We start from the raw sequence: 21,585 nt of genomic DNA on the forward strand, positions 1-21,585 counted from the left end.
CTGCTGCTTGCTGCCGACGAACCATCGAACACCCTCCAAAATTTCAGGGTGTTGCTTCGACCGGTTGAACCTAGTCAGTTCTCCACCAGATCCGGAATGGGCTCTGCCTCCGTCAGCCAGTGCCGGCCGGCTTCGCGCGCCGCCGCCCATTTGGGGATGCTCAGCGCATCGTCCTGGCCGAGGTCGGCGGGTGTCGGGCCGATCCGGTCGACCAGCGGTGCGAGAGCCTTCAGGTCGAAGTTGTAGATTTCCGCGGCGGCCAGCCCCAGCATCTGCCGTGTTTCGTCGATCGGGATGTCCCAGAATGCGTGACGCAGCCATTTGCGCGTGTTCGGCCACGTCCCTTCCGGGTGGGGATAGTCGTTGCCCCACAGCATGTTCGAGACACCGATCTCGTAACGCCGGGCCAGTTCCCTGCGCTCGGTGGTGGTCGCCCCGATGAAGCAGTTGCGGTCGAAGTACTCCGAGGGCGGCATCGTCAGGTCGCCTTCGAGCAACCGGCTCATCTTCTTCGCCGAGTGCTCACGCAGGAAGCGGGTGTCCATCAGCCACAGCAGATCGTTGGCCCAGAACGCACCGCACTCGGTGGCGCCCCAGCGCAGTGTGGGGAAGCGTTCGAAAACTCCGGCCCACAAGGCGAACCACAGGGGCCTTGCTCCCCACCACCGCACCTCGGTGGTGTAGATGCCGAGGTGCTGCCCGTAGTCCTCACTGGGCGCCGGACCGACGTGGGTGTGCACCGGCATCTGCAGGTCTTGGCACACCGCCCAGACCTTGTCGTAGCGACGATCGTGGTAGGGCGGGTAATCACCCCACAGCACCGGGATCAGGATCCCACCACGCAGGCCGGAATCGGCTGCACGTTTGATCTCGGCGACAGCCGCATCGACGTCGGCGAGGATCGGAATCACCGCGACCCCGGCCCGCCGCTCCGGGCTGTGACTGCACAGCTCGGCCAGCCACCGGTTGTGGGCGCGTGCCCCGGCCATCGCACGGCCCGGATCAAGGTTGCCCGACTGTCCCAGGCCGGCCCCGAAAGGAGCCCCGGCAACACCGGTCACGGCATCGGCGTCGGGGAAGATGACCTCACCGGCCACGCCGTCGCCGTCGAGTTCCTTATCCCGTTGTGCGACATCCCATCCGCCGGCGATGCCTTCGCCGTGTTCGTCGAACCACTGTTCGGCAAACTCCTCGTCGATGAACCCGCCGGCCTGTGATGCCGCGACTTTCTCGGCGAGGTAGGCCTCGAAGTCTTCGCGATATTCGGGGTCGACGTACTCGCGGTACTGCTCGGTAGGGAGCTCGGCGTGGGTGTCGGCCGAGATGATGACGTACGGGTCCAGGGTCGCCATGGTGCTGTCCTTTCGCTACCAGGTTCGGATGGGGTCGGGCTCGAAGACGGTGCTGCTCGCACCTGCAGGTACCGCGACCAGCGGCTCGGCGACGTCGGCTACGGTCGGGCCGATTCGGTCGGTGAGGGGTTTGAGCGCGGCCAGGTCGAAGCCGTAGACGGCCGCCGCGTTGCCACCGAGCATGGCCGCCACCTCCTCGGCCGGGACGTCAGAGAATGTGTAGCGCAACGCTTCTCGGGTGAACTCACCGGTCCCTTCAAGGTGCGGGTAGTCACTGCCCCACATGATGCGGTCGACGCCGATGTCGTGGCGTTCGGCGCACTCGACGGGCCGCATGAAGCTGGCGCCCACGTAGCACTGGCGGGCCCAGAACTCGCTGGGCTTCAGCGACAGCGAGCCGGCGGTGGGGCCGGCGAAGCGGGCGATCGCCGAGCCTTCTCGTGAATAGCGGTCTGCCGCGACGTCGAGTGAGTCCAGCGTTGCCGGTATCCACCCGGCGCCCTGCTCGGTGAAGACCACGGTGAGCTCGGGATGGCGATCCATGACGCCGCTGAAGATCAGGTGCCAGAGCGCACGGTGAGCGAACCAGTGCGTCTCGTACACCCAGATCGCGAACGAGCTGCCCCATCCGTCGAGCGGGCTCGGTCCGGCGTTGCCGCCGTGGTGGTTGATCACGACGCCCGACTCGGCGCATGCGGTCCAGAGCGGTTCCCAATGTTCGGCGTAGAGCTGCGGGATGACCGACCCCGGCGGGATTCCGGGCAGCAGAACACCACCGCGCAGACCGAGTTTGGCGATCTGCTTCACCTCCGCGATCGCTTCGTCGAGGTCTTGGAGCATGACCTGGCCCACCCCGGCGCGCCGCTCGGGCGACAGGGAACAGAAGTCGGCCAGCCAGCGGTTGTGTGCACGCAGGCCGGCGCAGCGCAGTTCCAATTCACGGGCGGTCTCCGGTGGGGTGGCCGCCAGGCTCGATGATGGAAAGAACGGCGGGATGGTGTTGGGGTAGATCACCTCCCCTGCGATGCCCTCTTTGTCCAAATCGGCATTGCGGCGCTCACTGTCCCAATTGCGCTCGGCGTCGGCGTCGGCGAGGTCGGCGAACGGGTTGACGTATGCCTTTGCCCAGCTGTCGAATTCGTCCCTGAATACCGAGTCGAGATAATCGCGGTAGTCGAGTAGGTCAGCGCCGGCATGGCAGTCAGCCGAGATGACGGTGTAGCGGTCCATGGGCTATACCCGCGTCGGCTCGGGCTTCGGGGCGGCGAGCAGGGCCACGTCGTCGTAGCGCTGGTGCACGTACGGCAAAAGCCATTCCTGCGGTACCTGTTGTGCGATCCGCCCGACCTGGACGGTCCGGCGACGACACCACGTGATCGACCTGATCGCACGGATTGCGATGTCGGCCACCGGATCCAGCGGCGACTCCCCCAACTCGATGGTGCCGTCGATGGTCTCCAGCAGCTCGTAGTGCCGGTGGTATTCGCCGTAGACCAGGTGGGGGTCGGTGATGCCGTCCCCGTCGGGGGCGCGCAGGAACTTGAAGTAGAACTCGGTGTTGACCTGGTCGGGCGGCAGCTCCGCCGGGCCGCTGATCCTTCCGGTGACGGTGATGAGGCGATACCCCAGTCGGGTGACGCTGGCGGTGACACTCTTCCCGTCGCGTTCAACGGAGATGTCGGCCAGTTTCTTGGGTTCGCCGAAGGTTTCGCGTCCACCCGTGACGGACTGCTCGGTGGACTGGGGCATGAACAGCGGATAGTCGCCCTGGACGTCGCCGTGCCGGGCCGTCACCGAGAACACCGCCGACCCGAACGGCGGTCTGCCCTCGATCTGGACCCGCTGAAGCTGGATGCGCACCAGGGGTTCGGCCGCCGGTTCGAGGGGTTTCGGGAGGACCGCGGCGACGATCTCGGGATCGGTCAGGTAGGTGACAGTGACGGCCTCGGTGGCGATGGGCGCCTTGGTGGCGTCGATCTCGTGATCGACGCGGGCTTGTGGTGGGCGGGGCCCATAGCGAATGACTTTGGTGCTCAAGGTTTTCCTCCTTCGGTCTCGGAGCTGCTCTCGGCGTGCTTGCCGAGGACGTCGACCAGGTAGTCCGGTGCGCCGCGAGCCAGGATCGACGCCGCCTTGGCGCTCACCACCTGGTCGGACGGCGCCGGCAGGCCCATCATCCAGAAGCTGTCCGCCCGGATTCCCTCGAGGACCTGGTCGGCGACCGTCTCGAGAGGCGTGAATTCGACGTGGACACCGGCAGATTCGAAGCGGTCCAAAACCTTGTCCAGTGTCTGGGCGGGAGTTCGGCGCTCCTGGGTGGCGGCGTACTGCTGCGGCCGGTGCCGCCACGACTCCCAGATGCCGGTGTTCAGGAAGCCGCCGGGGAACAGCACGTGGGCACGTACCCCCGTGCCGGTCATCTCCAGATGCGTGTACAGGCTTTCGGTCAGGCAGAGCACCGCGGCCTTGGTCATCGGGTAGACGGCCGTGGCAGGTCCGCCCATCGCGCCCCTGGCGAGCGGCGCGAATCCGCCGTTACCCGAACAGGTATTGACCACGTGCCCGTCACCCTGCTCGAGCAGGATGGGCACGAAGGCCTTGATGCCGTGGATGACGCCAAGCACGTTGACGTCGATTCCCCAGCGCCAGTCGGCGAGATCGTGCTCCCACATGTAGCCCTCGGAGACCCCGCCGGTGCCTGCGTTGTTGCAGACCACATGCACGGCGCCGAAATGGGCCACCACCTGTTTGGCCAGCGACTCGACCGAGGAGTAGTCGGTGACATCGGTGACCACGCCGAGGGCCTCGATGCCTTCGTCGGTGAGAACCCTCGTTGCCTCGTCGAGCGGTTCGGCGAGGACGTCGGCCAGCACGACCTTCATGCCCTCCTGGCCGAATCGCCTGCCCATGGCTCGGCCGATGCCGCCGGCGCCCCCGGTCACGACGGCCACTTTGCCTCGTAGGTCCCTCATTGTGGCCATCGTCACATGGTCGCGTATAACACCGCAAGGAGTCGCACTATGCGACCATCCACCCATGGCTCCCCGTCCCTCCCCGCAGACCGAGCGGGTCGTGGACCTGTTCGAACAGCTGGCCGGCGACGGGAGCCGGGGGATGACATTGGCCGAGGTGTCGCGTCATTTGAGCGTCCACAAGGCAAGTTGCCACTCGATGCTGTCGGAGCTGTTGCGGGCCGGCTGGCTGCTGCGTGACCCGGTGCGCAAGACGTATCACCTGGGCCCGGCGCTGGTGCGTCTCGGGCGCGAAGCGGCCGGCCGCTATCCGGCACTGGTGTTGGCGCGCTCCGCGATGGCCGAACTGTCGGCGGCGACGGGCGCTCATTGCGTCGCCTTCTTGGTGGACGAGGACCATTCGACCGTCGTCGATCAGATCCGCAGCAGCCACGGCGGCGGCCACCCGATGCCAATCGGTACCCAGATTCCGCACCGTCCGCCGTATGGGGCGTCGACCGTCGCGTGGCGAGAGCCGGGCGTTCGGGAGCGCTGGCTGGCCACCCTGCCCGACGACGTGCGTGATCGCTACCGCCAGGCGATCGCCAACGCCAATGAGCGTGGCTACGCGGTCGGCCTGCACATCCTGCCCGATCTGCGGCTCCAGGAGCTGGCGCTGGTGGTCCGCAGCGCCGAGGTGCGCTCAACCCGGCTGAGCCAACTGGCGCAGGCCTTGACCGACGAACTCATCCACCAGGAGGAGTGGTTCCCGGTCAGCCTCGCGCCGGACGCCACCTACACGGTGAGCCACATCGACTCCCCGATCCTCGGGCCGGATTCCCGCATCGCGCTGATGCTCAGCCTGGTGCCCAGCGCAGAACCAATGAGCGGTGCCGCGGTGACCCGCATGGGTAGCCAGCTTGCTGAGCTGACAAGCCGGTTGAGTGCCACATTAAACGACGACGTGTAACTCCTGTGTGCTTGAGACCGAATACATTTCAGCGAGCGAAGGAGGAATGTCCCGGTGTCCAAGCGCGTGTTGGCCGTCATCGCCGGCTTGACGCTGCCCGTCGTCCTGAACGTCGCACCGGCCAATGCTGATCCGCTGCCCGATTTCTGCGTGCCGCCCAGCGTCGCGGACAACGTGTGCACCGCGCGCCTTTCGTCAGTGACAGCTGACGCCATCAACGGGACGATCACCGGCAAGCCTGTCGGCGGCGGAACGGCGATTACCCTTGCGGGACAAGGGGATGCGTACCTGAAGTCCACGGGATTCGGGGATCATCCGCCTGAACCCGTTCAGCATTGGGACGCCACCATCGACAGCACGGGAAATCTCAATGTCGATCAGTTCGATCCCAATTGGTACGGCAACGCCAAGGCTCGCGCATTCATGCCCAGGACCCTCAACGACCTCGCCACCCAGTTCCCGCCGAATGTCCTGTTAGTCCGGTTCACGCCTGACGACACCGAGCCGGGCACCTTTCGACTGGTATCAATTCAGCCGACCGCTCCGTAAGAGCCGACCTAGTTGTCTGGTGGTGGTTTGGGTTCATAGGGGTGGTACCACTTCCATTGGGCGCGTTCGCCGGTGGGTCCCGGCCATGGTGGAACATCTGGTGGTGGGTGGTTGGGTGGCCGGGCCAGTGATCCTGGGGTGAGGGGGTCGCCGTCACTGTCGAGGATGGTGAGGTGGTCGGCGGGGCCGGTGATGGTGATGTCACCGCGGTGATGGGCCCGGTGGTGATACGGGCACAGCAGCACCAGGTTGGACAGTTCGGTGGGGCCGCCGTCTTCCCAATGGATGATGTGGTGGGCGTGCAGGCCGCGGGTGGCACCACAGCCCGGGACCGCACACATGCTGTCGCGGTGCTCGAGGGCGCGGCGCAGCCGCCGGCTGATGGTGCGAGTCGTGCGCCCGGCGCCGATCGGTTGGCCGTCGCGTTCGAACCACACCTCACAGGTGGCATCACAGGTCAGGTAGTGGCGGTCGCCATCGGAGAGCAGCGGCCCCACATGCAGGGCGGCCATGCGCTGTTCGACATCGACGTGCACGACCACGGTGGTGCGCTGTGCGTGCGGGCGGCGCGCCACCTCGCTATCCCAGCCGGCTTCGACCAAGCTCATGAACGCATCCACGATGGTGGGGAACGGCGGCGCCTGAGCACCCATGGTCTCCCCGTCGCCGTGATCGTCGTGAAAGTCGGCGACCAACGCATCCCGGAGCGACTGCAGGGCCGCATCGAAGGTGGCAGCCTCGTCGTGGGGCAAGGTGATCCGCCAACTCGTCGACTCCTCACCCAAGGTCTTGTGGATCGAGCGCGGCGGGTCGGGTTGGGGATCAGGTTTGGGCGGCCGCGGCTCCAACTTCACCGCGGTCCGCAACTGACTAACCGTCGCCACCGACGCCAACTGTGCGTAATGCTCATCAGAACCATCGGCGGCCCGGGCGGCGATCACCCCGACCTGATCCACCGACAACCGCCCCTCACGCAACGCCGCCACACAACGCGGAAACTCGTCAATACGATGCGCCACCGCCGCGATCGATTGAGCATTCGCTGTGGTGGTACCCAGTTTCCAGGCCACCACCGCGGCCACCGACCGCGCCCCTGTCATTCCACACAGATTGCCGTGATCCAACTCAGCCACCAGGTCCACGATCCGACCATCAATCGCATTACGCGCACCGGCCAACTCCGCCAACTCCTCAAACACCCGCTCGAGACGCTCAACAGGCATCAGCTCAGCGGTCGAGGACATGACACCATCATCGCAGCCAGGTCCGACAAAAAACGACCGCCGGGACGTCATCTGCCAAGCAGCACAACCGGATTGCTCGTCGGACACGATCCGACTAACCACCGAGTGGGATGTCAACGACCGACTTTGTCGACAACCGCCGTATCAGGGGTGATTGGATGGCAATCATGACGGAATCCAATACCAGTGGCGACGCGGCGTCCTCAGAGGGCACCGTGACCGTCGTCGAGACGGGCGCGGGAACCTACACCCAAAGGATCACGGCGGGTAGGCATCAGCTATTCGCGGACGAACCGCAGCCGATCGGTCAGGACGCCGGGCCGACGCCCTACGACCTGCTGCTGGCCGGCCTCGGGGCGTGCACATCGATGACGGTGCGGATGTACGCCAACCTTAAGGGCTGGCCACTTGAGCGCGTCGAGGTGTCGTTGCGGCACAAGCGCATTCACGCTGAAGACTGCGCCCACTGTGAAACCACCAAGGGCTGGATCAGTCACATCGATCGAACCATCACCTTGGTCGGCGATCTCGACGACACTCAACGTCAGCGACTTCTCGCGATCGCCGAGCGATGTCCTGTCCATCAGACCCTGACATCCGAGGTCGACGTCGCCACGACGCTGGCGTGAAAACACCATCGACTTCGATATCGAGACGGCTAACGACGAATACACTTCCTTATCAGGATGTTTGAACTCTTGAGGCCGACTTTGCCGGGTGCCTGCGGCGTCACAATCAACGGAAATGAATGGTCGGTCTCAGTGGAATTGAAATCGTCGTAGAGGCGCACTCGATACGTGCCCGGCTTCGTAGCGATGAAGGCTAAATGCAGCACCCGGACCCCGACTTTGCACGGCTGGCCCTCGACGTCCGGCCAATGCCAGAAGATCTCGACGGTACCGCGCCGCGCTCCGTCCGGATCGTGGGCGACTGCGTACAAGTGCGGGTCATGATCTGAGCCGCTTTCGGCCCACACCGACAGAACAATCGGAATCTGAACCCCGATCGGAAACTCGTTGACAGAGAACGTCGACATCGGAAGTCCAATGGCATTTACGCCTGAGCTACTGTCAATCGCTCTCACGACTGGCACAAAGGCCGAGACATGCATGGCGACCCCCGAGTCCCACTGCTACCCCAACAGGACGTTACCCGCACCGAAGCCCCTGAGCAGGCTCGCACAGGCAACCCGCAGGCGAAGCGAAAACACTCATGGACTAACAGGGTTCGGACACCAAACTGCGAGCGCGGACATAGCTCATTCTTAGCTCGCCTAGTTAGTTTAACTAGCAGATGCCACCTCCGGGGAACGTAACCGGCGTCGGACCGTCAGTGGAGCAAAACCTGCAACCGCGGCCCTCGTGGCGTCGGATGGAAGGGTTGATCGAAATGAAGCTAACGAAGATCGTTGCTGGAGTGGGGATCACCGGTGCTCTCGTCGCTGGCGCCATAGGGGTTGGCACCGGAGTCGCCAGCGCCGCACCCGGCTTCGCGCCAGTGCCCGCATACGGCCCATACGGCCCGCCGCCTCCTCCTCCCGGCTGGCGCGGCCCCGCCGACTGGTACCACCCTGAGTGGGCCGGCTGGAACAACGGTTATCCGGCGGCGGGCTGGATTCCGCCGCAGGGCTGGGAAGCACCGCCCGACTGGAACAATCCTTCCGGTTGGGGTCCCCCACCGGGCTGGAACCCCTGCGGTGGGCCGATCCGCGACATCCTGCATCCGTTCCGCTGCTTGTAAGCATCGGCACGTCCAACGAAAACACCCCCGGCCCAACAGGACCGGGGGTGATTTCGTACCGAGTTACCCAGTTCGCGCGCCCGTGGGTCTCGGGCTTGTGTTGGGGTGCAACCACAGGATGCTCGCGCGAAGGACCGTCAGCGCGGGGGGCCCAGGATGACCTGCCCGAACTTGTCGGCCCCTTCAGCCATCCGTGCGGGTGAGATCTCAAAACCCTCCGGGCGCGGCGTTGCCTTGTCTCGGCCGGCGTAGCGGAACATTCCTTCGATTCCCGCTGGGGTGTTGATCATCAGCAGGTCCGCCTTCTTGGAAGTAATGCGGTATGCGTGCGGAATATTTTTGGGCAAGAAGACAATCCCGCCCTCCGAGAGTTCCATCTCCTGATCGTCGTACCAGAGCAATGCGGTCCCCTTGATCAGCATGAAGACCTCGTCCTCACGCGTGTGCTTGTGATACGGAGGCGCCTCACCCTCGCTGACATCGAATCGTCCAACCATCAACTGGCCATCGGTGGCCTTGCCGTCCAGCAGGATCGCCAGCGTGCCACCATCGAGCCACTCCAATTGCTGCTGTTGGTTAGGTTGTGCCAGGTACGCCATGCTCATGGGTCGTCCAAATTCCTTGTCGACGGCAAAAACTACGTTGCCCGCGTGGTTGAGTGGGCGCCTTCTGCGTCCGCTGGTCGAAAGTATGCACGCCGGCGCCGTGCCACGCCCGATTTATCCGAGTCGCCACGGATGGTCAGAAACGAAAACACCCCCGGCCCAACAGGACCGGGGGTGATTCGACGGAACTACTTAGTGCGCGTGCCCGTGATGACCATGCCCGTGGCCGTCGTCGACAGCGTCGACCGGCTTCTCGACAATCGCGGTCTCGGTGGTGAGCACCATGCGTGCCACCGATGCGGCATTGAGCACCGCGGAGCGGGTCACCTTCACCGGATCGATCACACCGTCGGCGATCAGGTCGCCGTAGGTCAGCGTCGCGGCGTTGAAGCCATGCCCAGCAGGGAGCTCGCTGACCTTGTTGACCACGACGGCCCCATCCAGACCGGCATTGGCGGCGATCCAGAACAGCGGGGCGGACAGCGACGAGGCGAACACCTCGACGCCGAGCGCCTCGTCACCGGATACCGACGCGCGCAGCGCGTCGAGCGCCTTACCGGCCTGCACCAGGGCGCTACCGCCACCGGCGACGATGCCCTCCTCGACCGCGGCCTTGGCCGCCGACACGGCGTCCTCGACCCGGTGCTTGCGCTCCTTGAGCGCGGTCTCGGTGGCCGCACCGACCTTGATCACCGCAACACCGCCGGCCAGCTTGGCCAGACGCTCCTGCAGCTTCTCGCGGTCCCAGTCGGAGTCGCTCGCCTCGATTTCGCTCTTGAGCTGCTTGACCCGATCGGCGATCGCCTCAGCGGTGCCACCGCCGTCAACCAGGACGGTGTCGTCCTTGCTGACCACCACGCGACGCGCGGTGCCCAGCACCTCGAGGCCGACGTCACGCAACAGCAAGCCGACGTCGGGGTTGACCACCTGTCCGCCGGTGACGACCGCCAGGTCATCGAGGAACGCCTTGCGGCGGTCACCGAAGAACGGCGCCTTGACCGCAACGGCCTTGAGCGTCTTGCGGATCGCGTTGACGACCAGCGTCGACAGCGCCTCACCCTCGACGTCTTCGGCGACGATCAGCAGCGGCTTACCGGCCTGGGCCACCTTCTCCAGGAGCGGCAGCAGGTCGGGTAGCGAGCTGATCTTGTCGCGGTGCAGCAGCACCAGCGCGTCCTCGAGGACGGCTTCCTGCGAATCGAAATCGGTGACGAAGTAGGCCGAGATGAAGCCCTTGTCGAAACCGACGCCGTCGGTGACTTCCAGCTCGGTGTTCATGGTCGAGGACTCCTCGACGCTGACCACACCATCGGTGCCGACCTTGGTCATGGCCTCGCCGACCAGCTCGCCGACTTCCTCGTCACGCGAGGAGACGGTGGCGACCTGGCCGATGGCGACCTTGTCCGAGACCGGAGTGGCCCCTGCCAGTAGCGCTTCGGACACGGCGTCGGCCGCACGGCCGATGCCCGAACCGAGCGCGATCGGGTTGGCGCCTGCGGCCACATTGCGCAGGCCGTTCTTGATGATGGCCTGCGCCAGCACGGTGGCCGTGGTGGTGCCGTCGCCGGCGACGTCGTTGGTCTTGGTGGCCACCGACTTCACCAGCTGTGCGCCCAGGTTCTCGAAGGGATCCTCCAGCTCGATCTCGCGGGCGATGGTCACGCCGTCGTTGGTGACCGTCGGGCCACCGAACGCCTTGGCCAGCACCACGTGGCGGCCACGCGGGCCCAGCGTCACCTTCACGGCATCGGCGAGCTTGTCGACGCCGACCTCCATGGCCCGGCGCGCAGTCTCGTTGAACTCAATCTGCTTGCTCATATGTCAGTCCTGACTTGGCTTCAGCGCGATCCGCCCCGGAAACCACCCGTACGCATACGGGGATCTCCGGGGCGGTTCACGATTGCTACTTGTTGACGACCGCCAGCACGTCGCGGGCCGACAGGATCAAGTACTCCTCGCCGTTGTACTTGATCTCGGTGCCGCCGTACTTGCTGTAGATGACGGTGTCGCCCTCGGCGACATCCAGGGGAATCCGCTTCTCGCCATCCTCGTCCCAGCGGCCGGGGCCAACTGCGACGACGGTGCCTTCCTGCGGCTTCTCCTTGGCGGTATCCGGGATGACCAGACCCGACGCGGTGGTCGTCTCGGCCTCATTGGCCTGTACGAGGATCTTGTCCTCGAGTGGCTTGATGTTCACGGCCACGATGGAATCCTCCACTTAGTTAACTTGCGGGCCGGGGCTTGTGCGCCCGGACCAGTCGGAATTACCAGGTGTTCGGCATACGTCCATGCCCTCGCGTCGTCGTCGCGGGTGCCGGCGCTGGGGTTGTCCGTAAGCCACCTAGCACTCTATACATGCGAGTGCTAGCACTCAAGGGTGGGCTGCTGCGTATTCGCCGAGAGCGGACGCCGCAGGTCAGGCGGGCCGCTCGTGAACCACCCGCACGTCCCCGAAGAACGCGATGACCAGGGCATTGAAAAGGTCGGCCCGTTCCCACTGCAGAAAGTGCCCGGCGCCCGGCAGCACGACGGGTCCGGTCCGGTCGGTGAATGCCACCTCGCACAGGTGGACGAACTCCGGGCCGACGACGTGGTCGTCCATTCCGTAGAGGATGAGTGTCGGCACGTCGACCTTGCGGTCCATGATCGGCGGCTCGCTGAACGGCCTGCCGTAGGCCAGTTGGTATACGGCCCAGCCGGCCCGCAGCCGCTCTTCGGTGCCGAAGGGCTCAGTCATGAAGTCGACGGCGGCCTTGTCGAACGTGCCCGGGGAAGCCCACAGCCGGTGGCCGTACATCTCTGCGATGTAGCGCCGCCGCTTGTCGGCGGTGTCGAGCTCGGCGGCCAGCTCGTCCGGGGTTTCGCCCTGCCGGCGCCGATAGTCCCCGGTCGGGCCGTCGCTGAGGATGGCGGCCGGGTCGATGCCCGCGGCCACGTAGTCGTCGAAGACCAGGGGCGGCACGGTGTCGAAGAACACCAGCTTGTCGACGAAGCCGGGATAGCGGTGCAGCAAGTCCACCGCGACCGCCCCTCCGACGTCGCCGCCGACGACACCGCAGTGCTCGTGGCCGAGGACATCGTGGGCCAGGAGGTAGACGTCTCGGCTGTAGGCGGCGATGTCGTAGACGTCGTCGTCCGACAGGTCGGAATCGCCGTGCCCCCGCAGGTCCGGGGCGATCACCTCGTAGCCGGCCGCGACAAGTGCGGCGATGTTGCGCCACCAGATCCGTTTGGTCTCCGGGTAGCCGTGTAAGAGAAGTAGGGGATACCCGCCACCGCTTTTGGGCCTCTCGTGGACGAAGGCCAGCGTCAGGCCGTCCCGACCGGGACTGGCAGGCACCTCGCGACGGTGGATGGCGAAGGCGTCCGGAGCCGGGGTGGGCGGCTGCGCCGGACGCAGCCGAATGTCGTAGTGCACGGGAGGAAGTTTCGCCGGTGCGCGACGCCGACGTGACGATTACGCGTAGAACTCGCGGATCTTGGGCGCCTCGACCTTCGCCCGGTCATACCCGGCCTGCATCGCCGGGGCGATCTGGTTGGGGTCCAGCAGATTCACCCCGGGCGGCGTGCCCGCGATGATCAGCATCGGCGTGGTCCCGACGGCCTTGAGCCCGTCGATCTCGGTGTAGATGTTGTGCGGGATGCCGCTGAGCAGGCTGCCTTCGTAGCCGTTGGTCAACGTGATCACCAATGCCCGCTTCGAACCGGCCACCACATCGGTGTGCGCCCAGGTCTTGGAAATCCCGCCGTCCATGCAGAACCGCTGTCCCACCAAAGTCGGGCCCATCACCCCGGGCAGCGATGAACTTGCAGCCGTCGCGTGCGCGAGCGCAATTCCGTTGCGCTGTGCCACATCCTGACCGACCACCAGTCGCTGCCCCGTGTAGCAGTCGTTGGCCGTGGTGAACATCTTGGCCGGCGGCCAGCCGGTCTGGCTGTCATCGGTCAGCATCCAGGCCAGCCGCTCCACCACGTCGCCGTTGACCGAGTTGTCGGCGGCCAGCGCGGCGTGCCCGATCAGGCGGATGGTCTCGGCGTCGCCGCTCTTGACCGAGAAGTTGATCTCACGGGCACGCTGCTGGCTGGCGTTGGCGCTCGATACCGGTGCGAGTTGGGCGAAGCGCGCCGGGAATTGGCCGAAGAAGTCGAACTCGTCGCGCAGGTGCTGGAAGTGGCCCGACGTCATCGACGAGCCGATGTATGCACCGGCCGAGGTGCCGACGACCATATCGGCCCGACCGGCCGGGTCGACGCCATCCTCGAGCAAGCCGTGGAAGAAACCGCAATACCAGGCCACGTAGTACTCGCCGCCACCACCGAGGACCAGCGTGCGGTCGAGACCGGCCGCGAGATTTGACGGTGTCGGCGCATCCGGTACCGGTCGCGCGAGGCCGTCGCTGTCGAACAGTTTCGCCGAGATCGACGCCGCCGATGCCTCGCCCTGCGAACATGAGTCAGCCCGGGCTATCGGGCTCCCCGGCAATCCGGCCACCGCAGAGGTCAATCCGGCCGTGACCCCGAGCCCCAGTGCGCTACGCCTGGATAGCTCCACGTCTCATGCCACCTGGCCGTTCAGCACCGGCAGGCCGGGGTCGCTGGGCACATCCAGCGGGGACGGCGCGGCACCGGCCGCGATGAGGTGCGCGGCGAATGAGGCGATCATCGCCCCATTGTCGGTGCACAACCGTGGTCGCGGGATCCGTAACGTCAAACCCGCTGCTGCACAACGCTCTTCGGCCAGTTCGCGCAGCCGCGAGTTGGCTGCCACTCCACCGGCAATCAGCAGCGTCGACACCCCCAGCTCACCGGCTGCGCGCACCGCCTTCGCGGTCAGCACATCGGCGACGGCCTCCTGGAATCCCGCGGCGACATCGGCGGTCGGGGCGTCGGGATGGCTTTCGACGTACCGGGCGACGGCGGTCTTGAGCCCGGAGAACGAGAACGCGAACCGCTCATCACGCGGACCGGTCATCCCGCGCGGGAACACGATCGCATCGCGGTTACCGGTGCGGGCCAACTCGTCGAGCGGCCGCCCACCCGGATAGCCCAGGCCGAGCAGGCGGGCCACCTTGTCGTAAGCCTCCCCCGCCGCGTCGTCGACAGTGCTCCCGAGTTCGATGATCGGCTCACCGAGGGAGCGCACGTGCAGCAGATGGGTGTGTCCGCCCGACACCAGCAGGCCAACGCATTCCGGCAGCGGGCCGTGGTCGTAGACGTCGGCGGCCAGATGCCCGCCGAGGTGGTTGACGGCGTAGAACGGCACACCCCACGCCGCGGCGTAGGCCTTGGCGGCGGCCACGCCAACCAGCAACGCCCCGGCCAGTCCGGGTCCGATGGTGGCCGCGACGACGTCGGGTTTGTCGATGCCCGCAGTCTGCAGTGCGCGACGCATGGTCGGGCCGAGGGCTTCCAGGTGAGCACGTGAGGCGATCTCTGGCACGACCCCGCCGAAACGGGCGTGCTCGTCGACGCTGGAGGCGACCTCGTCGGCCAGCAGAGTGATGGTGCCGTCGTCGTCGAGCCGGGCGATACCGACTCCCGTTTCATCACATGAACTTTCGATGGCCAGGATGATGCTCGGCGGGCTGGAGCGAATCGACTCGTGGTTAGACATGGGCCGGATCCCGTCGCATGGTGTAGGCGTCGGCGCCGCTGACCCGGTAGTAGCGCTTGCGCACGCCGACTCGTGCGAAGCCCAGGCTGGTGTACAACCCAATCGCAGCCTCGTTGTCGGTGCGGACCTCCAGATACACCGTCGAATCCGGACCGACGGCACCGAGCAGTTCGGTCATCATCCGCCGCCCGATCCCGTGCCCCTGATAGGCGGGATCGACTCCGACGGTGTGGATTTCGTACTCGAATGGCGCCGCGCGGCCGAGCCGGGAAATGCCCGCGTAGCCGACCAGTTTGTCCTCGACCCGGGCTGCCACGTACCGGTTGTGCGGGGCGGCCAGCTCACGGATGAACGCGAAATCGGGCCATGGGTCGTCCCCGTCAAACAACTGGTTCTCCAGCTCGGCGCAGCGGGCGGCGTCGTTCTCGTGCAGCGGGCCGTAGCTGACGTTCATCGCAGGACACCTCGTTCGGCGAGGGTTTTGGCATCCGGGCGGCGCAGATACAACGGCACCAGCGGCTCCGGTTCGGCATCCCAATCAACAATGGCGGCAACCAGACCCGTCGCCGTCGGGTAGGCAGGACCGATACGGTTTAGAGCGAACATCGCGGTGTGCTCCGGTGAGCCTGCCACAGTCTCGGCATCACCGATCGGAACGTCAACAGCCGCAGCGACGTCAGGACCTTCAATGCGTACCCCGTCGCGATACCGCGCCCAGTAGACCTCGCGGCGGCGGGCATCGGTCACTACCAGCACGTCGCCGCTGGTCTCGATGCCGATGGCATCCAGGCTGCACACGCCATACACCGGCAGCTTCAGCGCGTGCCCGTAGGCGGCCGCGGTGGCCATCCCGACGCGCAGACCGGTGAACGGCCCTGGGCCACAACCGACGACGACGGCGTCCAGGTCGGCCATCGTCAAGCCCGCGTCGGCTACGGCTGCCACCACATTGGGAGTCAGCGTCTCGGCGTGAGCACGGGCGTCGAGGGTGATCCGCTCGCCCGCCACGGCAAGGCCGTCGCCCCGGACAACCACGGCGGCGGTGACGGCCGGTGTGGCGGTGTCGATCACGAGAACGTTGTGGGTCATCCGTGGCTCCACCGCCATGTCGCGGTACGCACCTCGTTGTCGGCGCTGCGCGCCAGCGTGATGTCCAGGTGGTTATCGGAGAGCCGTTCGGCCAGGCCCTCACCCCACTCGACCACGACGACGGCGTCGTCGAGGTCGGCGTCGAGATCCAGCGAGTCCAGTTCGGCCAGCAGGTCAGCACCGGTGTGCTCGAGCAGCCGGTAGACGTCGACGTGCACCAGTTCGGGGTGTCCGGGGCGTCGCGCCCGATGCACCCGGGCCAAGACGAATGTCGGCGACGTGACCGGTCCCTCGACGTCCATGCCGAGCGCAATGCCTTTGGCGAAAGCGGTCTTTCCCGCTCCGAGCGGCCCGGAGAGCACGACGACGTCGCCGGCTCGCAGCTGCCGGCCCAGTTGTTCGCCCAGCGCGATGGTGTCTTCTACGGTGGGCAGCTCGCGGGTGCCCGCGTCCACCTGCGTCCTATCCACGGGCACGGTCCTTGAGCCGGCGGGTGAAGGCGATGAGTTTCGACGGGGTCGCGCGTTCGACCAGTTCCACCAAAGCGTCGTTGATCAGCTCGGGTTGCTCGAGCTGCACCAGATGACCGGCGCCGCCGACGATGAGCAGGTCGCTGTCCGGCAGCACATCGGCCATCTCCTCGGAGTACACCACGGGGGTCAGCACGTCGTGGTCGCCGCAGGCGATCAACGTCGGGATCCGAGCCAACACGGGCAGCGCCGCGCTTTCGTCGTGCACTTCCAGCGCGTGGAGGAACTCGACCAGGGTGGCTACTGGGGTGTCGTGAATCATCTTCTCGGAGAAGGCCACAACGCTCGGGCTCATATGGTCGTCGCCGTAGGAGGCCGCGCGCAGGATCGGGCGGATCACCGACCGTGCCGCGCCGCGGGTGCGGTGAACCAGCTTGGGGGCGTAGCGCGCCGCGAAGCGCACCGCCTCCAGAGCGGGGTTCTGCAGGATCTCGCCCAGCGGCGAGCGGGACAGCCCCTCCGACGCCGACGAGATCAGCGCCGCGCCGACGACGCGGCTGCCGTACTGCTTGGGGAACTGGCGGGCGTGTGAGAGCACCGTCATGCCGCCCATCGAATGCCCGACAAGGACGACCGGTCCGCGCGGCACCATCACTTGCAGAATGGTTTCCAGGTCCTGGCCCAGCTGGGTCACGGTGTAGGTTTCGACCGGGGCGGGGCTGGACTGGCCATGGCCACGCTGGTCGTAAAACACCATCCGGACCTGATCGCCCCAACGCTCGGCCAGGGCCGCGCGCTGAAAATGGAACGATCCCATCTGCAGGCAGAACCCATGGGCGAACACCACTGTCAGCGGTGCGGCGGCCGGACCGACTTCGCGCACCACGAGCGGGATCCCGTCGGGCGTGGTGACCACGCAACCGCGGTCGGCTTCCAGCAGCCCGAAATCCTCACGATGGTAGATGTCTTCGACGGCGGAACGGTGCCCGAACGCGCGGGCCGCCGACACCCCGGCGACAGTGCCCACTGCACCCAATCCGGCGACCCCGGCCAGCAGCCCGGCCTTCTTGCCCACACCGAGACTTGGATGGTCGGCCTTGCGGGCCAGCCGCTCGGCACTCTTGGCAGCGCGGCGTGCCAGCCGTGCATCGATCCCGCGTTCTGATTTGGTCTCGTCGTCACTGCCCACCAGCGTCGGCCTCCCGATAGGTGCGCACCACGCGACCGCGCGGGCTGGTGACTACCTCGTAGTGGATGGTGCCTAGCAGATCAGCCCAGTCCTGGGCGGTCGGCTCGCCGGATGTGCCGGGGCCGAACAGGATTGCTTCGTCGCCCTCGGCCACGCCGGGCTCACCGGGGCCGAGGTCTACGACGAACTGGTCCATACAGACCCGTCCTACGCTGCGGCGCAGCCGGCCGTTGATCAGCACGTCGATCCGCCCACCGAGTGGACGGTACAGACCGTCGGCGTAACCGATGGGCAGCAATGCCAGGTTGGTGTCCCGCTCAGCGATCCAGGTATGCCCATAGGACACGCCGTCACCGGCCTTGACCGGTTTGACCATCGTCACCGCACATTTCAGTGTCATCGCCGGGCGAAGTCCCATATCCCCGCGGTCGGGGATCGGGCTCAGCCCGTACACCGCGATGCCAGGGCGGACCATGTCAAAACCCAGGTCGGGCCGCGTCATCGCCGACGGCGAGTTCGACAGGTGGGCTACCTCGAATTCGATTCCACGCCTGCGCGCTTCGCCGATCATCTCGGTAAAGCGTTGCGCCTGACGGTCATTGAGCGGATCGTCGGGGACGTCACCGTTGGCCAGGTGGGACATGACACCGCGCAGCCGGATCGCATCGGCGGCCACGGCGCGTTGCAATTCGGTGAGCACCTTCGGGTAGTCGGCGGAACTGACCCCGTTGCGGTTGAGCCCGGTATCCACCTTGATCGTGACCTCGGCCGTGCGTCCGGTGCGCTCGACGGCGTCGAGCAGCTCGGCGACCTGCCGCACCGACGACACGGCAACCTGCACGTCGGCCGACAGAGCCGGCCCGAAATCGGTGCCGGGCGGATGCAGCCAGGACAGCACGGGCGCCGTGATGCCGCCCGCCCGCAGCGCCAGCGCCTCGTCGATGGTGGCGACGCCGAGCTCCGCGGCACCGGCTGCCACCGCCGCACTGCCAGCCTGGACCGCGCCATGGCCGTAGGCGTCGGCTTTGACGACTGCCATCACCTGGGCGGACCCGGCGTACTCGCGCAAAACGCGCACATTGTGCGCGATCGCCCCGAGATCGATGAGCGCTTCGGCGCCTGGACCGGAAACCTGGGTTTGCGTCGACGGGGTCAACGATGTCGTGTGCATGTTCATGTCACCGCCGCCAATTGTCCCAGAAACCGGCACCGGAGCCTGCATAGGGCGCTGACCTGTCATTTCGTGGCGTTCAGGGGCGGTAGAGTCGGCGGGATGCGGGTGCTGTCGATCGACGACGCCGTCCTGGCCGCGCGGCCGGACCTCGGCGGCCCCTCCGAGCAGCCGGCCCACTCCCGAATCGCCACCTGGCTGGAGAAACTGATCGTCTCCGGGCGGCTGACACCTGGCGACAAGCTGCCCTCCGAGGTGGAGATCGCCGGCGCACTGGGCGTGAGCAGAATGACGCTGCGGCAGGCACTGGCGGCCATCGAGGCCAAGGGGCTCATCCGGCGCAGCCGGGGACGGTTCGGCGGGAATTTCGTCGAGACGCCGCGCTTGGAGTTCGACCACATCGGGCTGCCGGGCTTCACCGAGCAGCTGCGCCGGCTGGACATGTCCGCCGGTGCGCGGGTGATCAAGGCGGTCACCCGCCCGCCGTCGTCCGAGGTTCGGCAGGCCTTGAAGCTCAAACGAGGCGCCCACGTGCACGAGATCATCCGTATGCGATCGGCCAACAGCACCCCGGTGCTGCTGGAGCAGACCTACCTGCCGGCCGCGCGGTTCCCCGGCCTGCTGTCCGCCGACCTCACCGGCTCGGTGTACGCGCTCATGGCCGAGGACTTCGACACCCCGTTGTTCGCCGCCGACGAGCACATCGAGGCGGTCCCGGCAACCGACTCGTCGGCCGAACTCCTGGGGGTGGCCGCGGGCGACCCATTGCTGTCGGTGACACGAACCGCATACGACCGCAACGATATTCCGGTGGAATTCTCCCACGACTACTTCCGCTCTGACCGAACCCGCATCCGGGTGCGCTCCGGTGTCGACCGCGGTCCCGACGCCGAGGTGGAGACCTCGCCGGCGTCCTAGGATTCACGTAGCACGTGCCCGACGATGTCGGGCGAAAGACGCGGAACCAAAGCCGGCGCGACGGCCATCAGTTCGTCGCTGGGCGCGAGACCAACCGCGACACAACGCATCCCGGCCGCTAATGCAGCCTGAACACCGGGCACCGAGTCCTCGAAAACCAGAATATTCGTTGGTGCGCAACCCAGTTGGCTGGCACCGGCGAGAAATCCCTCCGGATCGGGCTTGCCGCGGGTGACGTCTTCCTCGGCGACGACCACGCCGATCAACTCCCCGACCGGGCTGTTGGACAGGACGGCGCGGACGTCGTCGCGCTGAGCGCCGGTGACGATGGCCAGCGGAACCCCATGATCGGCCAGCCGCCGCACAAGGCGCACCGTGTCGGGCCGGATCGGGTTGTCGTCGGCGACCAGTTCACAGTAGCGCCGCTTGCGCAGGGCGAGCAGTGCGTCGACGTCGCGGTCGCGGGCACCGCTGATCTCCAGAGCTTTCTCGACGATCTCGCGGTCGCTATGGCCCAAGAGGTGGCGGTCGTAGTCCTGTTGGGTCATAGCCCAGTTCAGGTGCTCGCCGAACAGCTCACTGAAGATGCGGAACAGGATCGGCTCGTCGTCGGACAGCGTTCCGTTGAAGTCGAAGATCACCGCGGGGCGCACGGTGCAGGCCCAAGCCGAGATGACCTCGCGGGCCGAGTGGGCATGGGGGTACGACGGCACGGCCGAGTCAAGCATTGGCGCCCCCATTAGTCAATGGTCTAGTCTTTTAGACGCGATGCCCCTCCCGGCGCAAGGATGTCCTGTATGCCGTTCCTGTCCGACCCGGAACTGGATGCGCTGCTGGGACAGCTGCCGGTCCTGGCCGGGCGGCCCCGCCAACTCGAGGAGCTTTCCGGCGGTCTGACCAACCGCAACATCAAGATCACCACGCCTTCTGGAATTTACGTCGCCCGCTGCAGCGTCAACAGCACGAACCTTCTCGGCATCGATCGCGACAACGAGTACTACAACAGCAAGGCGGCCGAACAGGCCGGCGTCGGAGCGCCGGTGATCGACTACCGCCCCGACCTCGGTGTCCTATTGGTGGGCTTCCTCGAAGGCACCACCTTGACCAATGCCGACATGCAGCGGCCCGATGTGCTGGCGCGGGTGGCTGCCGGCTGCCAGGCACTGCACGCCGGACCGCGCTTCCGCGACCAGTTCAACATGTTCGAGCGTCAACCTGCCTACCTGAAGGTGGTGCAGGAACACGGGTTCCGGATACCGACCGACTATTTGTATTTCACCCGCGAGTTCTCGGCGATCAGGCGGATTCTCGGGTCAGCCGGGCACATCACCGTGCCATGCAACAACGACCTGCTGGCGGGCAACTTCGTCGACACCGGTGAGAAGGTCTGGCTGATCGACTACGAGTATTCGGGCAACAACGATCCGTGCTTCGAGCTGGGCAACATCTGGGCCGAGTGCGGGCTGTCCACCGACCAACTCGAAGAACTGGTAACGCTCTACTACGGCCGCCGGTTGCGGCACAAGACCGCGCGAGCCCGGCTGCAGGGAATCGTCGGCAAGTACGGCTGGACCCTCTGGGGTTGCATCCAGAACGGCTCCAGTGACTTGGATTTCGACTTCTGGGGATGGGCGATGGAGCGCTACGAGTCCGCGGTCGCCGAGTTCCGGGGGCCGGACTTCCCACGCCTTCTCGCCGACGCACAAGCACCCGACTGACGACC

24 protein-coding genes are annotated in these 21,585 nt (G+C 66.3%); 6 read left to right on the forward strand and 18 right to left on the reverse strand.

All coding sequences use genetic code 11. The annotated features are described in order from the left end of the window. Positions 1–74: 74 nt before the first annotated feature. Genes CG716_RS12315 through CG716_RS12330 form a run of 4 tightly spaced genes read right to left on the reverse strand, consistent with a single transcriptional unit; the run spans position 75 to position 4,324 of the window. Positions 75–1,352 (reverse strand): amidohydrolase family protein, encoded by a 1,278-nt coding sequence (locus CG716_RS12315; protein ID WP_207760660.1) that lies wholly within the window; start codon positions 1,350–1,352, stop codon positions 75–77. Positions 1,353–1,367: 15 nt separating this feature from the next. Continuing rightward, entirely contained in the window at positions 1,368–2,582 is a 1,215-nt protein-coding gene (locus tag CG716_RS12320) for an amidohydrolase family protein (protein WP_094479887.1), read from the reverse strand. Between the two features lie 3 nt (positions 2,583–2,585). Then, a complete protein-coding gene (locus CG716_RS12325) occupies positions 2,586–3,389 on the reverse strand; it encodes an acetoacetate decarboxylase family protein (RefSeq protein ID WP_094479889.1) in 804 nt (267 codons plus the stop codon). Then, positions 3,386–4,324, reverse strand: coding sequence for an SDR family NAD(P)-dependent oxidoreductase (locus CG716_RS12330; RefSeq protein ID WP_094479891.1), 939 nt, complete (start codon positions 4,322–4,324; stop codon positions 3,386–3,388). Before CG716_RS12330 ends, CG716_RS12325 begins: the two co-directional genes overlap by 4 nt. A gap of 64 nt (positions 4,325–4,388) precedes the next feature. On the opposite strand from CG716_RS12330, the gene CG716_RS12335 reads away from it, so the two are divergent. Further along, entirely contained in the window at positions 4,389–5,273 is an 885-nt protein-coding gene (locus CG716_RS12335; protein WP_094479893.1) for an IclR family transcriptional regulator, read from the forward strand. A gap of 54 nt (positions 5,274–5,327) precedes the next feature. Continuing rightward, positions 5,328–5,822 carry a hypothetical protein gene (locus CG716_RS12340; RefSeq protein ID WP_234817825.1) on the forward strand — a complete coding sequence of 165 codons (495 nt, stop codon included), beginning with the start codon at positions 5,328–5,330 and terminating at the stop codon, positions 5,820–5,822. 8 nt (positions 5,823–5,830) lie between these two features. Here the strand turns inward: CG716_RS12340 and CG716_RS12345 are convergent, their stop codons facing one another. Further along, positions 5,831–7,066: an HNH endonuclease signature motif containing protein gene (locus CG716_RS12345; RefSeq protein WP_094479895.1), complete on the reverse strand. Its 1,236-nt coding sequence runs from the start codon at positions 7,064–7,066 to the stop codon at positions 5,831–5,833. Between the two features lie 167 nt (positions 7,067–7,233). Here CG716_RS12345 and CG716_RS12350 point away from each other — a divergent pair, with 167 nt between their 5' ends. Then, a complete protein-coding gene (locus CG716_RS12350) occupies positions 7,234–7,695 on the forward strand; it encodes an OsmC family protein (protein WP_094480226.1) in 462 nt (153 codons plus the stop codon). A 29-nt stretch (positions 7,696–7,724) separates the two neighbouring features. Here CG716_RS12350 and CG716_RS12355 read toward each other — a convergent pair whose 3' ends face one another. Beyond that, positions 7,725–8,177, reverse strand: coding sequence for a hypothetical protein (locus CG716_RS12355; RefSeq protein WP_133066928.1), 453 nt, complete (start codon positions 8,175–8,177; stop codon positions 7,725–7,727). Positions 8,178–8,455: 278 nt separating this feature from the next. On the opposite strand from CG716_RS12355, the gene CG716_RS29880 reads away from it, so the two are divergent. After that, on the forward strand, positions 8,456–8,806 hold the full coding sequence (locus CG716_RS29880; RefSeq protein ID WP_133066929.1) for a hypothetical protein: 351 nt from the start codon (positions 8,456–8,458) through the stop codon (positions 8,804–8,806). Positions 8,807–8,943: 137 nt separating this feature from the next. Here the strand turns inward: CG716_RS29880 and CG716_RS12360 are convergent, their stop codons facing one another. From CG716_RS12360 to alr, 11 genes are all read right to left on the reverse strand, one after another. Further along, the gene (locus tag CG716_RS12360; RefSeq protein ID WP_094479899.1) at positions 8,944–9,411 is read right to left on the reverse strand and encodes a cupin domain-containing protein; all 468 of its coding nucleotides are present in this window, start codon (positions 9,409–9,411) and stop codon (positions 8,944–8,946) included. Positions 9,412–9,603: 192 nt separating this feature from the next. Further along, the gene (gene groL, locus CG716_RS12365; RefSeq protein WP_094479901.1) at positions 9,604–11,229 is read right to left on the reverse strand and encodes a chaperonin GroEL; all 1,626 of its coding nucleotides are present in this window, start codon (positions 11,227–11,229) and stop codon (positions 9,604–9,606) included. Between the two features lie 85 nt (positions 11,230–11,314). Beyond that, the gene (gene groES / locus CG716_RS12370; RefSeq protein WP_036346100.1) at positions 11,315–11,617 is read right to left on the reverse strand and encodes a co-chaperone GroES; all 303 of its coding nucleotides are present in this window, start codon (positions 11,615–11,617) and stop codon (positions 11,315–11,317) included. 210 nt (positions 11,618–11,827) lie between these two features. After that, positions 11,828–12,829, reverse strand: a complete 1,002-nt coding sequence (locus CG716_RS12375; RefSeq protein WP_094479903.1) for an alpha/beta fold hydrolase — start codon at positions 12,827–12,829, stop codon at positions 11,828–11,830. Positions 12,830–12,868: 39 nt separating this feature from the next. After that, on the reverse strand, positions 12,869–13,963 hold the full coding sequence (locus CG716_RS12380) for a patatin-like phospholipase family protein (protein WP_094479905.1): 1,095 nt from the start codon (positions 13,961–13,963) through the stop codon (positions 12,869–12,871). Positions 13,964–13,966: 3 nt separating this feature from the next. After that, positions 13,967–15,025, reverse strand: coding sequence for a tRNA (adenosine(37)-N6)-threonylcarbamoyltransferase complex transferase subunit TsaD (tsaD, locus tag CG716_RS12385; protein WP_094479907.1), 1,059 nt, complete (start codon positions 15,023–15,025; stop codon positions 13,967–13,969). Further along, positions 15,018–15,479 carry a ribosomal protein S18-alanine N-acetyltransferase gene (gene rimI, locus CG716_RS12390; protein ID WP_094479909.1) on the reverse strand — a complete coding sequence of 154 codons (462 nt, stop codon included), beginning with the start codon at positions 15,477–15,479 and terminating at the stop codon, positions 15,018–15,020. The genes tsaD and rimI overlap by 8 nt, the downstream gene beginning before the upstream one ends. Beyond that, entirely contained in the window at positions 15,476–16,114 is a 639-nt protein-coding gene (gene tsaB / locus CG716_RS12395; RefSeq protein WP_094480234.1) for a tRNA (adenosine(37)-N6)-threonylcarbamoyltransferase complex dimerization subunit type 1 TsaB, read from the reverse strand. Before tsaB ends, rimI begins: the two co-directional genes overlap by 4 nt. Beyond that, positions 16,111–16,584 carry a tRNA (adenosine(37)-N6)-threonylcarbamoyltransferase complex ATPase subunit type 1 TsaE gene (gene tsaE, locus CG716_RS12400; protein WP_094480230.1) on the reverse strand — a complete coding sequence of 158 codons (474 nt, stop codon included), beginning with the start codon at positions 16,582–16,584 and terminating at the stop codon, positions 16,111–16,113. The genes tsaB and tsaE overlap by 4 nt, the downstream gene beginning before the upstream one ends. Further along, positions 16,577–17,692 (reverse strand): alpha/beta fold hydrolase, encoded by a 1,116-nt coding sequence (locus CG716_RS12405; protein ID WP_420093191.1) that lies wholly within the window; start codon positions 17,690–17,692, stop codon positions 16,577–16,579. Before CG716_RS12405 ends, tsaE begins: the two co-directional genes overlap by 8 nt. Before the next feature lie 70 nt (positions 17,693–17,762). Next, positions 17,763–18,950: an alanine racemase gene (gene alr / locus CG716_RS12410; protein ID WP_094480232.1), complete on the reverse strand. Its 1,188-nt coding sequence runs from the start codon at positions 18,948–18,950 to the stop codon at positions 17,763–17,765. Positions 18,951–19,046: 96 nt separating this feature from the next. Here alr and CG716_RS12415 point away from each other — a divergent pair, with 96 nt between their 5' ends. After that, a complete protein-coding gene (locus tag CG716_RS12415) occupies positions 19,047–19,862 on the forward strand; it encodes a GntR family transcriptional regulator (RefSeq protein ID WP_094479911.1) in 816 nt (271 codons plus the stop codon). Here CG716_RS12415 and CG716_RS12420 read toward each other — a convergent pair. Next, positions 19,859–20,590: an HAD family hydrolase gene (locus tag CG716_RS12420; RefSeq protein WP_094479913.1), complete on the reverse strand. Its 732-nt coding sequence runs from the start codon at positions 20,588–20,590 to the stop codon at positions 19,859–19,861. The genes CG716_RS12415 and CG716_RS12420 overlap by 4 nt on opposite strands. Before the next feature lie 69 nt (positions 20,591–20,659). Between CG716_RS12420 and CG716_RS12425 the strand changes: the two genes are divergently transcribed. Beyond that, a complete protein-coding gene (locus tag CG716_RS12425) occupies positions 20,660–21,580 on the forward strand; it encodes a phosphotransferase (RefSeq protein WP_094479915.1) in 921 nt (306 codons plus the stop codon). Positions 21,581–21,585: the final 5 nt, after the last annotated feature.

The sequence above is a fragment of the Mycolicibacterium sphagni genome (assembly GCF_002250655.1).
GTDB lineage: Bacteria > Actinomycetota > Actinomycetes > Mycobacteriales > Mycobacteriaceae > Mycobacterium > Mycobacterium sphagni.

What these genes read in the sequence shown, in the direction of transcription:
- rimI (WP_094479909.1), bottom strand. Translation starts at nt 15,479, where the DNA reads ATGAACGTCAGCTACGGCCCGCTGCACGAGAACGACGCCGCCCGCTGC.
- CG716_RS12335 (WP_094479893.1), top strand. Translation starts at nt 4,389, where the DNA reads ATGGCTCCCCGTCCCTCCCCGCAGACCGAGCGGGTCGTGGACCTGTTC.
- CG716_RS12345 (WP_094479895.1), bottom strand. Translation starts at nt 7,066, where the DNA reads ATGTCCTCGACCGCTGAGCTGATGCCTGTTGAGCGTCTCGAGCGGGTG.
- CG716_RS12350 (WP_094480226.1), top strand. Translation starts at nt 7,234, where the DNA reads ATGACGGAATCCAATACCAGTGGCGACGCGGCGTCCTCAGAGGGCACC.
- alr (WP_094480232.1), bottom strand. Translation starts at nt 18,950, where the DNA reads ATGAACATGCACACGACATCGTTGACCCCGTCGACGCAAACCCAGGTT.
- CG716_RS12360 (WP_094479899.1), bottom strand. Translation starts at nt 9,411, where the DNA reads ATGAGCATGGCGTACCTGGCACAACCTAACCAACAGCAGCAATTGGAG.
- CG716_RS12355 (WP_133066928.1), bottom strand. Translation starts at nt 8,177, where the DNA reads ATGCATGTCTCGGCCTTTGTGCCAGTCGTGAGAGCGATTGACAGTAGC.
- tsaB (WP_094480234.1), bottom strand. Translation starts at nt 16,114, where the DNA reads ATGACCCACAACGTTCTCGTGATCGACACCGCCACACCGGCCGTCACC.
- CG716_RS12315 (WP_207760660.1), bottom strand. Translation starts at nt 1,352, where the DNA reads ATGGCGACCCTGGACCCGTACGTCATCATCTCGGCCGACACCCACGCC.
- CG716_RS12420 (WP_094479913.1), bottom strand. Translation starts at nt 20,590, where the DNA reads ATGCTTGACTCGGCCGTGCCGTCGTACCCCCATGCCCACTCGGCCCGC.
- tsaD (WP_094479907.1), bottom strand. Translation starts at nt 15,025, where the DNA reads ATGTCTAACCACGAGTCGATTCGCTCCAGCCCGCCGAGCATCATCCTG.
- CG716_RS12330 (WP_094479891.1), bottom strand. Translation starts at nt 4,324, where the DNA reads ATGAGGGACCTACGAGGCAAAGTGGCCGTCGTGACCGGGGGCGCCGGC.
- CG716_RS29880 (WP_133066929.1), top strand. Translation starts at nt 8,456, where the DNA reads ATGAAGCTAACGAAGATCGTTGCTGGAGTGGGGATCACCGGTGCTCTC.
- CG716_RS12320 (WP_094479887.1), bottom strand. Translation starts at nt 2,582, where the DNA reads ATGGACCGCTACACCGTCATCTCGGCTGACTGCCATGCCGGCGCTGAC.
- groL (WP_094479901.1), bottom strand. Translation starts at nt 11,229, where the DNA reads ATGAGCAAGCAGATTGAGTTCAACGAGACTGCGCGCCGGGCCATGGAG.
- CG716_RS12415 (WP_094479911.1), top strand. Translation starts at nt 19,047, where the DNA reads ATGCGGGTGCTGTCGATCGACGACGCCGTCCTGGCCGCGCGGCCGGAC.
- CG716_RS12425 (WP_094479915.1), top strand. Translation starts at nt 20,660, where the DNA reads ATGCCGTTCCTGTCCGACCCGGAACTGGATGCGCTGCTGGGACAGCTG.